This is a genomic window from Pseudomonas sp. B20 (assembly GCF_020515755.1).
Lineage (GTDB): Bacteria > Pseudomonadota > Gammaproteobacteria > Pseudomonadales > Pseudomonadaceae > Aquipseudomonas > Aquipseudomonas syringae.
On record NZ_JAHPJG010000002.1, the window covers coordinates 43,147 to 56,819 of the forward strand.

At 59.7% G+C, this 13,673-nt stretch carries 13 protein-coding genes; 2 read left to right on the forward strand and 11 right to left on the reverse strand.

All coding sequences use genetic code 11. The annotated features are described in order from the left end of the window. The 8 genes from pabC to LIX91_RS03020 all read right to left on the reverse strand — a co-directional run bounded on the left by pabC (position 1) and on the right by LIX91_RS03020 (position 6,167). The gene (gene pabC, locus LIX91_RS02985; protein WP_003415679.1) at positions 1-816 is read right to left on the reverse strand and encodes an aminodeoxychorismate lyase; all 816 of its coding nucleotides are present in this window, start codon (positions 814-816) and stop codon (positions 1-3) included. Next, a complete protein-coding gene (gene fabF / locus LIX91_RS02990; RefSeq protein ID WP_003390862.1) occupies positions 816-2,060 on the reverse strand; it encodes a beta-ketoacyl-ACP synthase II in 1,245 nt (414 codons plus the stop codon). Before fabF ends, pabC begins: the two co-directional genes overlap by 1 nt. A 114-nt stretch (positions 2,061-2,174) precedes the next feature. After that, positions 2,175-2,411, reverse strand: coding sequence for an acyl carrier protein (acpP, locus tag LIX91_RS02995; RefSeq protein WP_003227051.1), 237 nt, complete (start codon positions 2,409-2,411; stop codon positions 2,175-2,177). A gap of 191 nt (positions 2,412-2,602) precedes the next feature. Then, entirely contained in the window at positions 2,603-3,346 is a 744-nt protein-coding gene (fabG, locus tag LIX91_RS03000; protein WP_003318510.1) for a 3-oxoacyl-ACP reductase FabG, read from the reverse strand. 15 nt (positions 3,347-3,361) lie between these two features. Continuing rightward, positions 3,362-4,300 (reverse strand): ACP S-malonyltransferase, encoded by a 939-nt coding sequence (gene fabD / locus LIX91_RS03005; protein ID WP_004418598.1) that lies wholly within the window; start codon positions 4,298-4,300, stop codon positions 3,362-3,364. Positions 4,301-4,416: 116 nt separating this feature from the next. After that, a complete protein-coding gene (gene plsX / locus LIX91_RS03010; RefSeq protein ID WP_032702702.1) occupies positions 4,417-5,439 on the reverse strand; it encodes a phosphate acyltransferase PlsX in 1,023 nt (340 codons plus the stop codon). A 4-nt stretch (positions 5,440-5,443) separates the two neighbouring features. Continuing rightward, positions 5,444-5,626, reverse strand: coding sequence for a 50S ribosomal protein L32 (gene rpmF / locus LIX91_RS03015; protein WP_002552688.1), 183 nt, complete (start codon positions 5,624-5,626; stop codon positions 5,444-5,446). A 13-nt stretch (positions 5,627-5,639) separates the two neighbouring features. Then, positions 5,640-6,167: a YceD family protein gene (locus LIX91_RS03020; RefSeq protein ID WP_003390869.1), complete on the reverse strand. Its 528-nt coding sequence runs from the start codon at positions 6,165-6,167 to the stop codon at positions 5,640-5,642. A 106-nt stretch (positions 6,168-6,273) separates the two neighbouring features. On the opposite strand from LIX91_RS03020, the gene LIX91_RS03025 reads away from it, so the two are divergent. Continuing rightward, on the forward strand, positions 6,274-6,852 hold the full coding sequence (locus tag LIX91_RS03025; RefSeq protein WP_226487956.1) for a Maf family protein: 579 nt from the start codon (positions 6,274-6,276) through the stop codon (positions 6,850-6,852). A gap of 57 nt (positions 6,853-6,909) precedes the next feature. Here LIX91_RS03025 and sppA read toward each other — a convergent pair whose 3' ends face one another. From sppA to rluC, 3 genes are read right to left on the reverse strand one after another with little or no spacing between them, the layout of a single operon-like run. Next, positions 6,910-7,908 carry a signal peptide peptidase SppA gene (gene sppA, locus LIX91_RS03030; RefSeq protein ID WP_003415674.1) on the reverse strand — a complete coding sequence of 333 codons (999 nt, stop codon included), beginning with the start codon at positions 7,906-7,908 and terminating at the stop codon, positions 6,910-6,912. Positions 7,909-7,932: 24 nt separating this feature from the next. After that, positions 7,933-8,595: an HAD-IA family hydrolase gene (locus LIX91_RS03035; RefSeq protein WP_003415673.1), complete on the reverse strand. Its 663-nt coding sequence runs from the start codon at positions 8,593-8,595 to the stop codon at positions 7,933-7,935. Next, positions 8,585-9,541 (reverse strand): 23S rRNA pseudouridine(955/2504/2580) synthase RluC, encoded by a 957-nt coding sequence (gene rluC, locus LIX91_RS03040; RefSeq protein WP_003415672.1) that lies wholly within the window; start codon positions 9,539-9,541, stop codon positions 8,585-8,587. The genes LIX91_RS03035 and rluC overlap by 11 nt, the downstream gene beginning before the upstream one ends. 726 nt (positions 9,542-10,267) lie before the next feature. Here rluC and rne point away from each other — a divergent pair. Further along, a complete protein-coding gene (rne, locus tag LIX91_RS03045) occupies positions 10,268-13,588 on the forward strand; it encodes a ribonuclease E (protein ID WP_226487957.1) in 3,321 nt (1,106 codons plus the stop codon). Positions 13,589-13,673 lie beyond the last annotated feature (85 nt).

The window sequence follows — 13,673 nt, forward strand, 5'->3', positions numbered from 1 at the left end:
TCAGATATCCAGAAGGGTGCGAGCAATACCTTGCAGTTTACGGGTCAGCGGCCCGACCGGCCAGTTCAACGCTGCAAAGCTGCAAACCGGCCATACGCCGTACACGCTATTGCATAGAAACACTTCGTCTGCCGATTCCAGGTCAGACATGTGCAGGTCACGGATATCGACAGCCACTCCCAGCTTTGGTGCCTGATCCAGCAACTCGGCACGCATCGCACCTGCAACCCCGCAGCGGCTGAGATCAGCAGTCAGCAGACGGCCCTGACTGACCAGAAACAGGTTGCTGTAAACACCCTCTATCAGTCGCCCGGACGTGTCACGCATCAAGCCCTCGGCGTGCTCACTGTCACTCCACTCGGAACGGGCCAGTACCTGCTCCAGACGATTGAGGTGCTTGAGTCCGGCCAGAAGCGGCTGTTCCGCCAGTCGCGTCTGGCAGGCAAACAGGCGCACGCCCTGCTCGGCATGCGCACCGGGATAGGCTGGCGCAGGGCCGCCCTGCAGGATTCGACGCGATTGGGCATTGGGGGCCGGAGCGTAGCCGCGCTGGCTGTCGCCACGGGTCAGGATGAGCTTCATGACCCCATCGCCAAGTGCTGCAGCGAAGCGGGTCATTTCTGCGCGAATCAGCGCGTGATCGGTTGCGATCGACAAGCGTGCGCAGCCGCTCTCGAGACGCTGCAGATGGCGCTCCAGGAGCAATGGCTGCCCGGCCTTGACGACGATGGTTTCAAACAGTCCATCGCCGTAGGCCAGCCCTCGGTCCTTGAGGGACAAGGCGTCTGCGGGGCAGCCATCGACCCAGTCGGGCATTACTCGGCGAACCGACGGAATACCAGCGAGCCGTTGGTGCCACCGAAGCCGAAGGAGTTCGACAGAACGACGTCGATCGGCATGCGGCGCGCTTCGTGAGGCACGAAGTCCAGATCGCAGCCTTCGCTTGGCTCATCCAGGTTGATGGTCGGCGGAGCCACCTGATCAACCATTGCCAGGACGCTGAAGATCGCTTCGACAGCACCGGCGGCGCCCAGCAGGTGGCCGGTCATCGACTTGGTCGAACTGACTGCCAGCTTGTAGGCGTGATCACCGAATACCGACTTGATCGCAGAAGCCTCGGCCAGATCGCCTGCAGGCGTCGACGTACCGTGTGCGTTGATGTACTGCACCTGATCGGGATTGACCTTGGCATCACGCAACGCATTGACGATGCAGCGTGCAGCACCGGCGCCGTCATCAGGTGGCGAGGTCATGTGATAAGCGTCGCCGCTCATGCCGAACCCGACCAGCTCTGCATAAATGGTCGCGCCACGCGCCTTGGCGTGCTCGAGCTCTTCGAGCACCATGGCACCGGCACCGTCGGACAGGACGAAGCCATCACGGCCCTTGTCCCAGGGGCGACTGGCGCGGGTCGGGTCATCGTTGCGGGTCGACAGTGCACGCGCTGCACCGAAGCCACCCAGACCGAGCCCACAGGCGGCCATTTCAGCGCCGCCGGCGATCATCACGTCCGCTTCGTCATAGGCGATGTTGCGAGCCGCCATGCCGATGCAGTGGGTTGCAGTCGTGCAAGCCGTCGCGATGGAGTAATTGGGTCCCTGTGCGCCCAGATGGATCGACAGGAAACCGGAAATCATATTGATGATCGAGCCAGGAACGAAGAACGGTGATATCCGCCCCGGACCTTGCTCGTGCAGCAGGCGACTGCTGTTTTCGATATTGGTCAGACCACCGATGCCCGAACCCATGGCAACGCCGATGCGCTCACGGTTTGCATCAGTGACTTCAAGGCCTGCATTACGCACGGCCTGAAAGCTGGCCGCGAGGCCATACTGAATAAAGAGATCGAGGCGGCGCGCTTCTTTGGGCGCGAGGTATTCTTCGACGTTGAAACCCTTGACCGAGCCGCCGAAGCGGGTGGTGAAGGCTGACAAGTCCGTGTGCTCGATAAGGCCAATGCCACTGCGGCCCGCCAGAATGCCTTGCCAACTGCTGGGCACGTCATTGCCCAGTGGCGAAAGCATGCCCATCCCGGTGACCACGACGCGTCTACGCGACACAGGACTCTCCTTCTCTCTTGTTTACGGAACAATCACAGCGTTTTTTAAAGAAAAAACCGCACGCCGGTTAAAGCAGTGCGGTTTTCCCGTGACAGCAGTCAGCGATTACAAATCTTAAGCCTGATGGCTAGTGACGTAGTCGATTGCTGCTTGAACGGTAGTGATCTTTTCCGCTTCTTCGTCAGGGATTTCGGTCTCGAATTCCTCTTCCAGAGCCATTACCAGCTCGACGGTGTCCAGGGAGTCAGCGCCCAGGTCCTCAACGAAAGAAGCAGTGTTGACAACCTCTTCTTGTTTGACGCCAAGTTGCTCTGCAACGATTTTCTTGACGCGCTCTTCGATGGTGCTCATACCTAGTTTTAACTCCTAGTGGAAATGTTCAGGCATCTGGCCAGTGGGTAAGTGTATAGAAGAGGTTTTGCGAATTTCAAGCTTAACGCTCTCCCCTTATGCCCAACCGTACCTTTGCCCATTCATAGATTGCAGCTTTATAACGGATTTTAGACAGCTCGTATGACATTTTTTTGAAACAGGTCGTCACATTAGCTCATGTACATGCCGCCGTTAACAGGGATTGTGGCCCCGGTAACGTAGCCTGCGCCTTCGGACGCAAGAAAAGCGACTACGTGCGCAATCTCTTCGGCTTGCCCCAAACGGCCCAGGGGTATCTGGGTAATCAGTGACTCACGCTGAGCCTCAGGCAGCTCACGCGTCATGTCGGTATCGATAAAACCCGGTGCCACCGAATTCACGGTGACCGCCCGCGAGCCCACTTCACGGGCCAGAGCCCGACTGAAGCCTTCCAGACCGGCCTTCGCGGAAGCATAGTTTACTTGACCGGCGTTGCCCATGGCACCCACAACCGAACCAATGCTGATAATACGCCCCCAACGCGCTTTGGTCATGCCACGCAGAACGCCCTTGGAAAGACGGAAAAGGCTGTTCAGATTGGTGTTGACGACGTCATACCATTCGTCATCTTTCATGCGCATCATCAGGTTATCACGGGTGATACCGGCGTTATTGACCAGAATCAACGGTGCGCCAACGCGTTCCTGAATGGTGGACAGAACCGAATTCACAGACTCGGCATCGCAGACATCCAGCATCAGGCCAAAGCCTTCGATGCCGTTTTCCTTGAACGTCGCGCTGATGCGCTCGGCACCGGACTCTGACGTCGCGGTCCCCACGACAACAGCACCGTTGCGTCCCAATTCCAGAGCAATGGCTTGACCAATGCCGCGACTTGCACCGGTTACCAGTGCCACTTTACCTTGAAGGCTCATGCAGGCTTCTCCTAATCAGGCCAGTGCCGCGCGCGCGGCGGCAAAGGCGTCCGGGGTATCAAGGTTGTAGGTCATCACGCCGTCGGCGCAACGCTTGTTCAGACCGGCCAGCACTTTGCCCGGACCGCACTCCACAAGCTGGGTCGCACCGCGACTGGCCAGGCATTGAATGGATTCGACCCAGCGTACCGGCTTGTACAACTGCTCCAGCAAATCACGCTTGAGCGTCGCCAGATCACTGACGGCACTGGCGCTGACGTTCTGTACCAGCGCAATTTCCGGCGCTTGCCATTCGATGGCTTCAACGGCCTCGGCGAAGCGCTCGGCGGCCGGGCGCATCAGTTCGCAGTGCGATGGCACGCTGACCGGCAATGGCAAAGCGCGCTTGGCGCCACGGGCCTTGCACAGCTCCATGGCACGCTTGACAGCCTCGGCGGAACCGGCAATCACCACCTGGCCCGGCGAGTTGAAATTCACGGCACTGACGACCTCACCCTGTGCCGCTTCGGCGCAGGCTGCGATAACGTCGGCATCATCGAGCCCCAGAATGGCGGCCATGCCACCCTGACCCGCTGGTACCGCTTCCTGCATCAACTGGCCGCGACGCTCGACAAGCTTCACGGCGTCGGCCAGGCTCAGGCTTTGCGCGGCTACCAGTGCACTGTATTCACCCAGACTGTGACCGGCGACGAACGCAGGAACCGCACCGCCCTCGGCCAGCCACACATGCCACAAGGCAACCGAAGCGGTCAAAATGGCCGGCTGGGTCTTGTCGGTCTGGTTGAGCAGCTCGGCAGGACCGTTCTGAGTCAATGCCCACAGGTCATAGCCGAGGGCTTCGGAAGCCTGCTCGAAAGTGTCGAGGATCAGCGGATGTTGCGCGCCTTGCTCGGCGAGCATACCGAGCGATTGCGATCCTTGACCCGGAAAGACGAATGCGAGGGATGCAGACATTTGACAAGCCTCTGAATTATTGTCGCCAAAATGGGCGTCCGGACAGGCCGAACGCGGGAATTCTAATGTATATGACTGATCGGTTGGATGACTGACCAGTCTGATGCGTCACATTTTCAGCTTCGGTCGTCCTGGAACATCGTTTCAAGCCGCCCCTTCAAACGCTGTGGCAGGTTTTCACGGGACTCGACGAGCGCTCGATGAATCGCACTCTGAAAGCCTGAAACACTGGCAGAGCCATGGCTTTTCACCACGACCCCCTGCAACCCGAGCAGGCTCGCGCCATTATGACGGGCGGGCGCCAGGTCGGTCTGCAAGCGCTTCAGCAAGGGCAACGCCAGCGCGCCGACCGCCCTGCTGAGCAGATTGCGCTGGAACAGCGTCTCGATTCTGGCAGCAATCATGGTCGCCAGCCCCTCACTCGACTTGAGCAATACATTGCCGACGAAACCATCACACACCACCACGTCAGCCTCTCCCCTGTACAACCCGTCGCCTTCGACATAGCCAATGTAGTTAAGCCCCGAGGCAGACTGCAAAAGACCGGCAGCACGCTTGACCTGCTGATTGCCCTTGATGTCTTCAGTGCCCACATTGAGCAAGGCCACTCTGGGCGTTGCGACACCGAGGATCTCGGCAAGCACCGAGCCCATCACTGCAAACTGATAAAGCGCCTCGGCGCTGCAATCGACGTTCGCCCCCAGGTCCAGCAGCTGGCAATGACCGGAGCGAGTGGGAATGGCTGCGATCATTGCCGGGCGATCAATCCCTGGCAAGGTTTTGAGCACGAACCGGGAAAGCGCCATCAGCGCCCCGGTATTGCCGGCACTGACACATGCCTGGGCCTGACCGCTGGCCACCAGCTCGAGAGCAACGCGCATGGAAGAGTCAGGCTTGCCACGCAACGCCTGAGACGGACGCTCGTCCATCGCAATCGCTTCACTGGCATGAATGACACGCAGGCGCGAACGATCCACGGCTTCATGAGCAGAGACGAGTTCTTCAATAAGGGAGGCTTGGCCGACAAGGACCAGGTGAAGCGAGGGAGTAGCTGTCAGGCACGCGAGGCTTGCCTGAACAATGTTGCGGGGACCGAAGTCCCCGCCCATTGCGTCGATCGCGATGATCGGAGCGGACAAGAAATTACTCGTCAGCGCCCTTGTCGATCACTTTACGACCACGGTATACGCCTTCTGGCGATACGTGGTGACGCAGGTGAATTTCACCAGTGGTCTTTTCTACCGACAGAGTGCTTGCCTCAAGAGCGTCGTGCGAACGACGCATGTCACGGGCAGAGCGGGATTTTTTGTTCTGCTGAACAGCCATAATTGATTAACTCCTAAACGTTTGGGTCACGCTTTAACTGCGCCAATACACTGAACGGGTTGGACCGCGTTACCTCGTCCACGCTCGGTTCGGGCTCATCGAGACCCGCCGGTTGCTGGCATTCTTCAGGATGATGAGCAGGCACAATGGGCAAGGCGAGCAATAGCTCCTCCTCGATCAATGCCAGCAGATCCAAAGGATCTTCGCCCAGTTCCAGCACGTCATAACCTTTCGGTAACGACTGGGTATTCGCACCCTCCTTCACCACAACGTAACTGCATTCGCTGTGGATCGGCAGGGTCACCAGCTCAAGACAACGCTGGCAAACCATCTTGACCGGGACGTCTATCGAACTGTGGATAACCACAGAACGGCGTTCGTCACGCTCAAAAACGAATTTCGCCTGCACCGTACCGACAGTGTCGGCAAGCGGGTCGCAGAGTCTCTTCAGATCGCCCAGCAGCACTTCACCCTGAAGGGTAGTGCCGCGATCGGACAATTTGCGCGGGTCAACGTGAGATGGAATCGGGTCATTCAACATAGGCGCAGCATTCTAGGGATGCCCCCCGGGCATGTCAAAGGAAATTCAGGCCTGTTCGTCACTCCGGCCACTCTTTAGAATCAACGCTCAGCCTACGGAGAACCGCATGCCATCCCTGCTCCTCGCTTCCAGCTCCTCATACCGCCGCGAACTGCTCGCCCGCCTGCGCCTGCCATTCACCTGCAGGTCTCCGGATATCGATGAAAGCCGGCGACCGAACGAGGCCGCATTCGACCTCGTACAGCGCCTTGCCCGAGAGAAAGCCCAAGCGCTCGCCGCCGAGCATCCACAGCACCTGATCATCGGCTCCGACCAGGTCGCCGTCCTTGACGAACAGGTCCTGGGCAAACCACACAGCTTCGAGCGCGCACTGGAACAGCTGACGGCAGCGAGCGGCAAAAGCGTGACCTTCCTGACCGGCCTGGCCCTGCTCAATAGCTCGACTGGCGAGTGCCAGGTCGACTGCGTGCCTTTTACTGTGCACATGCGCGAACTCGACCGGGCCAGCATCGAACGCTATCTGCATGCCGAACAGCCCTATGACTGCGCTGGCAGCTTCAAGGCAGAAGGCCTTGGCGTCAGCCTGTTTCGCAGCACCGAAGGCAGCGACGCGACCAGCCTGATCGGCCTGCCGCTGATACGCCTGGTGGACATGCTTATAAAGGAAGGCGTCCGCGTACCCTGACCCTTACATATAAAGAACCCGGCCATTGGCCGGGTTCTTTATGCCTACATCAAGCCATCAACGCAGGCTTGGGCCGTTGAAACCGACCAGCATGGCAATTCGCTCGGCGATACTGGTGCCCAGCTTTTTCGAAAAGCGATCGAAAGGCGACTCTTCGACGGTGTACTCGACGATGTCCTTTTCCTTGATCACATCCCGCGCAACATAACTTGCACTGCCCAGACCATCCACCAGACCCAGCGCAACAGCCTGCTCGCCGGTCCAGATCAGCCCGGAGAACAGTTCCGGGTGATCCTTGTCCTTCAGCCGGTCGCCACGACCCTGTTTGACACTGGCAATGAACTGGCGATGAGTCGTGTCCAGCACACCCTGCCAGAACTGCGTTTCATCAGCCTTCTGCGGCTGGAACGGGTCAAGGAAGGCCTTGTGCTCGCCGGAGGTATAGGTACGACGGTCAACACCGAGCTTGTCCATGGCACCGACAAAACCGAAACCTGCTGCCGTCACACCGATCGACCCCACCAGACTGGCCTTGTCGGCATAGATCTGATCAGCGGCACTGGCGATGTAATAAGCCCCCGAAGCACCAAGATCAGTAATAACCGCATACACCTTGATGTCAGGCTTCGCCGCGCGCAAACGCCGGATTTCGTCGTAGACATAGCCCGACTGCACCGGACTGCCGCCCGGGCTGTTGATACGCAGAATGACACCCTTGGTCTTTTCATCCTCGAAGGCCTTCTGCAGCGCAGTGACAATGTTCTCGGCACTGGCCGCTTCCTTGTCGGCAATCACACCCTGCACATCGATCAGCGCAGTGTGGCTGGAACGGCGCGAAGTACCGCCCTCGAAATCCAGCATCGGGACGATCACTGCAACAAACAGGAACGCGAACGCCAGCAGCTTGAAAAAGATCCCCCAGCGACGCGCCCGGCGCTGCTCCTGAACACTGGCCAGTAGCGTCTTTTCAAGAAGCTTCCAGCTTTTTGCCTCTTCCCTGCCATTGCTGCCCTCGTCCGCGCTTTGCGAAACGGGTGCCTTCCATTCGTCAGACATGTTCCAATCACTCCAACCCGAAAACTAGACGCTGCGCCCGTTCAACCAGGTGCGCAGCTCGGAAAAATGCTCGATAGCCAGCCGCGGTTCGAACTGACGCAGCGACTCCAGTGGCTGAGCGCCATAGCCCACCGCAACCGAATCCATACCCGCATTGCGAGCCATCAGCAGATCGAACGAAGCATCGCCAATCATCAGCGAACGCTGCGGCGCAACACCACAGTGCGCCATGATCTCGTACAACATCAGCGGATCAGGCTTGCTGGCGGTCTCGTCGGCCGCCCGGGTAGCATCGAAGTAATCCTGCCAGCCATTGGCCTTCAGCACACGATCAAGCCCGCGACGCGCCTTGCCGGTAGCGACCGCCAGACGATAGCCGTCCTCGCGAAACGCCTGTATCGATTCCACCACACCGTCGAACAGCGGCGACGGCACGTTATCCATCGCCATGTAACTGTCCGCGTAGTGCTGCCGAAAATCGATCAGTTGATTGCCGCTGATCTGCGGATACAGGGTTCGAATCGCCTCGGGCAACCCCAGGCCGATAATCCCCTTGATCGCCGTATCGTCGCGAACTTCGAGGTCGGTCTCGATGGCCGCTGTGCGCATGGACAGGACGATGCGCCCGACCGAGTCGGCCAATGTGCCGTCCCAGTCGAAAATCAACAGATCGTAATCACGGCGCACACAGACGCTCCACTGTTTTGGCCCACATGTCATCGACAGGCGCCTGCACATTAAGTTTGCTGCCATCGGGCATCGGCACCGTCAGCATGTAGGCGTGCAGAAACAGACGCTTGCCGCCCAGATCGCGAATTTCGCGACTGAAATTCTCGTCACCGTACTTGGTGTCACCTGCAATGGCATGACCCGCATGCAAGGTGTGCACACGAATCTGGTGAGTACGCCCGGTGACCGGCTTGGCTTCGACCATGGTGGCAAAGTCGCCGAAACGACGCAGCACCTTGAAAATCGTCAGGGCTTCCTTGCCCTCTTCATTCACTTCGACCATGCGCTCGCCGGAGCGCAGGTTGCTTTTCATCAGCGGTGCACGCACCTGCTTCAACGCCGCTGCCCAGTTACCGCGGACCAGCGCCATGTAGCGCTTGTCGACGCCGTCGCCGCGCAGGGCTTCGTGCAGATGACGCAGCATGCTGCGCTTCTTGGCGATCATCAGCAGACCGGACGTGTCGCGATCGAGACGGTGCACCAGCTCGAGCTCCTTGGCATCCGGGCGCAGCTGGCGGAACGCTTCGATCACGCCAAAGCTCAGGCCGCTGCCGCCATGCACGGCGATACCTGCCGGCTTGTTGAGCACGATAAGCGCCTTGTCTTCATAGACGATCGCAGCTTCGAGACGCTGCAACAGTGCCTGCGCGACCGGCACAGGCTCGTCGCGCTCAGGCACGCGCACAGGAGGAATGCGCACGATATCGCCTGCCTGCAACTTGTACTCCGGCTTGATCCGCCCCTTGTTCACACGCACTTCGCCTTTGCGCAAAATGCGGTAAATCAAGGTTTTGGGCACACCCTTGAGATAAGTGATCAGAAAGTTATCGATGCGTTGACCGGCAAGTTCCGGGGCAACCTCAACCAGCTGGACGCCGGGGGTTGGAGGGGCAATATTCGTCATGCCGCAAATGATAACAATTTTTTATGGATTTGAAGCACTTAATGATTGCTGCTATAGTCGCGAACGCCGCCAAAAGCGGCCGGACAGCGGACCAACGGTTGACAACCGGCCCTGACCAACGCAATTCACAAGGACGGGAGGCCGTCCTACGCAGTGTTCGGTGACAACGGAGCACGCTGAAAACGTAACAAGCGCAGGTGACATGAGGCCGGAAACACGCCTGACAGCAGAGCAGACAGCTCGCGGCCAGTGCGGACAGTTCATGGCCAGTTCACAAAGTGCAGTCGCTTTCAGACGCTACGAGCGAATGCTTCGGGAACAACGCCTCAAGCCATGATGCGCGACCTTCCCTATCGAAGGTCGCGGTAAATGCCAACCCGCTGCGGATTCTGCGCGCGGCAGCACCCGAATTATCAGGGATACGTGTAGGGTGGAGACGCACAACCATCGGACTGTGTAGCACAAGGCTTGTTCTAGACGCTTCATCTCGTCCGCTACCGATGGTCGATTCCTCCTCCTGACAAAGCTTTTGCTGAAAGGGGTGTCTTATGCCACCACAGCAAGCAGGAAACGTCGTCGCGACCCTCCGCCCCCTCTGGGCGAGGACCTCGCTAGACACTGGAGTGTCCAACCACTCCTGACGTGCCCTGACACCGACCGTGAGAAGTCGTGTGTGCCGAACGCCGTTTCCGGCAGCCCGGAAACCGACGGTACTACATGAAAAGAATGCTGATTAACGCAACTCAACCCGAAGAGTTGCGTGTTGCACTGGTAGACGGCCAGCGCCTCTACGACCTGGACATCGAGTCAGGTGCACGCGAGCAGAAGAAGGCCAACATCTATAAAGGCCGAATCACTCGCATCGAACCCAGCCTCGAGGCTGCCTTTGTCGATTTCGGCTCTGAGCGCCATGGCTTCCTGCCCCTCAAGGAAATCTCCCGCGAGTACTTCAAGAAAGCCCCTGAAGGCCGCGTCAACATCAAGGACGTCCTGAGCGAAGGCCAGGAAGTCATCGTTCAGGTCGAGAAAGAGGAACGTGGCAACAAGGGCGCAGCCCTGACCACTTTCATCAGCCTCGCAGGCCGCTATCTCGTTCTGATGCCGAACAACCCTCGTGCCGGCGGCATCTCGCGTCGTATCGAAGGCGAAGAGCGCAACGAACTGCGTGAAGCCCTCAACGGCCTGATCGCACCCGCCGACATGGGTCTGATCGTTCGTACTGCCGGCCTGGGCCGCAGCAGCGAAGAGATGCAGTGGGACCTCGATTACCTGCTGCAACTGTGGACCGCCATCAAGGAAGCGTCCCTCGATCGCTCCGCTCCTTTCCTGATCTACCAGGAAAGCAACGTCATCATCCGCGCCATCCGTGACTACCTGCGTCAGGATATCGGTGAAGTCCTGATCGACAGCATCGAAGCCCAGGAAGAAGCACTGACCTTCATCCGTCAGGTGATGCCGCAGTACGCCAGCAAGATCAAGCTGTACGAAGACAGCGTTCCGCTGTTCAACCGCTTCCAGATCGAAAGCCAGATCGAAACCGCCTTCCAGCGTGTTGTCGAACTGCCTTCCGGTGGCTCCATCGTCATCGATCCGACCGAAGCCCTGGTGTCCATCGACATCAACTCGGCGCGCGCTACCAAAGGCAGCGACATCGAAGAAACCGCCCTGCAGACCAACCTTGAAGCGGCTGAGGAAATCGCCCGTCAACTGCGTCTGCGTGACATCGGCGGCCTGATCGTCATCGACTTCATCGACATGACGCCGGCCAAGAACCAGCGCGCCGTGGAAGAAAAAGTCCGTGAAAGCCTGGAAGCCGACCGTGCCCGCGTGCAGATCGGTCGTATTTCGCGCTTCGGCCTGCTGGAAATGTCCCGTCAGCGCCTGCGTCCATCGCTGGGCGAAAGCAGCGGCATCGTCTGCCCTCGCTGCAACGGCACCGGCATCATCCGTGATGTTGAATCGCTGTCGCTGGCCATCCTGCGCCTGATCGAAGAAGAAGCCCTGAAAGACCGTACTGCCGAAGTTCGCGCTCAGGTGCCAATCCCGGTCGCGGCCTTCCTGCTCAACGAAAAACGCAACTCGATCACCAAGATCGAACTGCGCACCCGTGCCCGCATCATCATTCTGCCGAACGATCAGCTGGAAACGCCGCACTTCGAAGTTCAGCGTCTGCGTGATGACAGCCCTGAAGCGCACAGCAGCCAGACCAGCTACGAAATCGCTGCTGCCGCTGCCGAAGTGGAAGAAATTGCACCACTGGCCGCCGCAACCCGCACCCTGGTTCGTCAGGAAGCAGCCGTCAAGACTGCCCCGGCCCGTGCCAATGCGCCGGTCCCGGTAGAAGCCGCGGCCCCTGCACCAACGCCTGCACCGGCACCTGTCGCTCACGAGCCAAGCCTGTTCAAGGGTCTGGTGAAATCCCTGGTCAGCCTGTTCGCGACCAAGGAAGAGCCTGTCGCTCCGGTCGTGGTTGAAAAGCCTGTTGCAGAACAGCGTCCAGCCCGCAACGAAGAACGCCGCAACGGCCGCCAGCAGAGCCGTGGCCGCAACAATCGCCGCGACGAAGAGCGCAAGCCTCGTGAAGAACGCGCCCCCCGCGAAGAACGTGCAGAGCGCGCACCTCGCGAAGAGCGTGCTCCGCGTGAGGAACGTGCACCTCGTGAAGAGCGCACCGTTCGCGAACCGCGTGAAGCCCGCGAAGAGTCGGCACCGCGCGAAGAGCGTCCAGCCCGTACCACCCGCGAACGCAAGCCACGTGAAGCGCGCGAAGATCGTCCGGTTCGCGAACTGCGCGAGCCTCTGGATGCCGCCCCGGCGGTGAGCCTCGCTCGTGAGGAGCGTCCTGAACGCGCACCACGCGAAGAGCGCCAGCCGCGCGCACCTCGTGAAGAACGTCAACCACGCGCCGAACAGGCCGCGGCTGCAGTGAGCGAAGAAGAGGAAGTGTTGCTCAACGAAGAGCAGACCAACGACGAGAACCAGGAAGGCAACGACGGTAGCGAAGGCGACCGCCCTCGCCGCCGCTCGCGTGGCCAGCGTCGTCGCAGCAATCGTCGTGAGCGTCAGCGCGATGCCAATGGCAACGTGATCGAAGGCTCCGAAGAGAACGGCAACGAAGAAGAAGGCAGCGCCACCGACCTGTCGGCGGGTCTGGGCTTCACCGCTGCAGCTTCCGCTGCCAGCAGCGTGATCAGCGCGCCTGCCGAAGCCGACGCGCATCAGCAGGCCGAACGCGCCAACAGCAACGCAGCCGCTGCAGACGCCGAGCCGGTGCATCAGGCACCTGCTGCCGAAGCATCTGCGACTGAAGCGCCCGTGACTGAAACGCCAGTAGCTGAAACGCCAGCCACCGAAGCACCGGTTGCCGAAAAAGCACAGACCGTTGCCGAGCCGACTGTCGAAGCACCTGCCGTTGAAGCCCCTGTGGCAGACGATGCTCCTGTAGCACAGCCTGCTCCAGAGGTTGAAGTTCAGCCGGCAGCGGTCGAAGCACCTGCCATTGCTGCACAGTCCGAACTGTTCGAAGCACCTCACGCAGAACGCGTAGTGCCGTTCAAGCCGACGCCAGAGCCAGCACCACAGGCGCCGGTCGAAGCAGCGGCTCATGAGGAAGTGCCAGCCACTGAATCATCCGAACTGCCAACGCCTGCACCTGCTGCTGTCGTCGAGCCGGTAGCGCTGAAAGAGGAGCCTGCTCCTTACGTCGCGCCTCAGCCGGTCGTTGAAGAACAGGCACCTGCCCCACAAGAGCAGGCACCTGCGGCTGAAGAAGCAGCGCCTGCACCAGTGGTCAGCAGCACAGGCCGCGCACCGAACGATCCTCGTGAAGTTCGTCGCCGCAAGCGTGAAGAAGAAGCACGTCGTCAACAGGAAGCCGCTGCTGCCAGCGCTCCGGTCGTCGAGGCAGCACCTGCTGCCGCTGAAGCAGAATCGGCACAGCCTTCACAGGCAGCCGAGGAAAAGACCGAAGAAGCGGCAACTGAGCAACCAGCAGTTAAACCGCAACATGAAGCCGAGAAAGAAAACGAGCCTAAACCCCTCGTCTAATCCCGGCCCATGAAAAAGCCCCGCCTGTGCAAACAGGCGGGGCTTTTTCATGTCCGTTGATTGAGGACTGCACCGCGCTCATCTT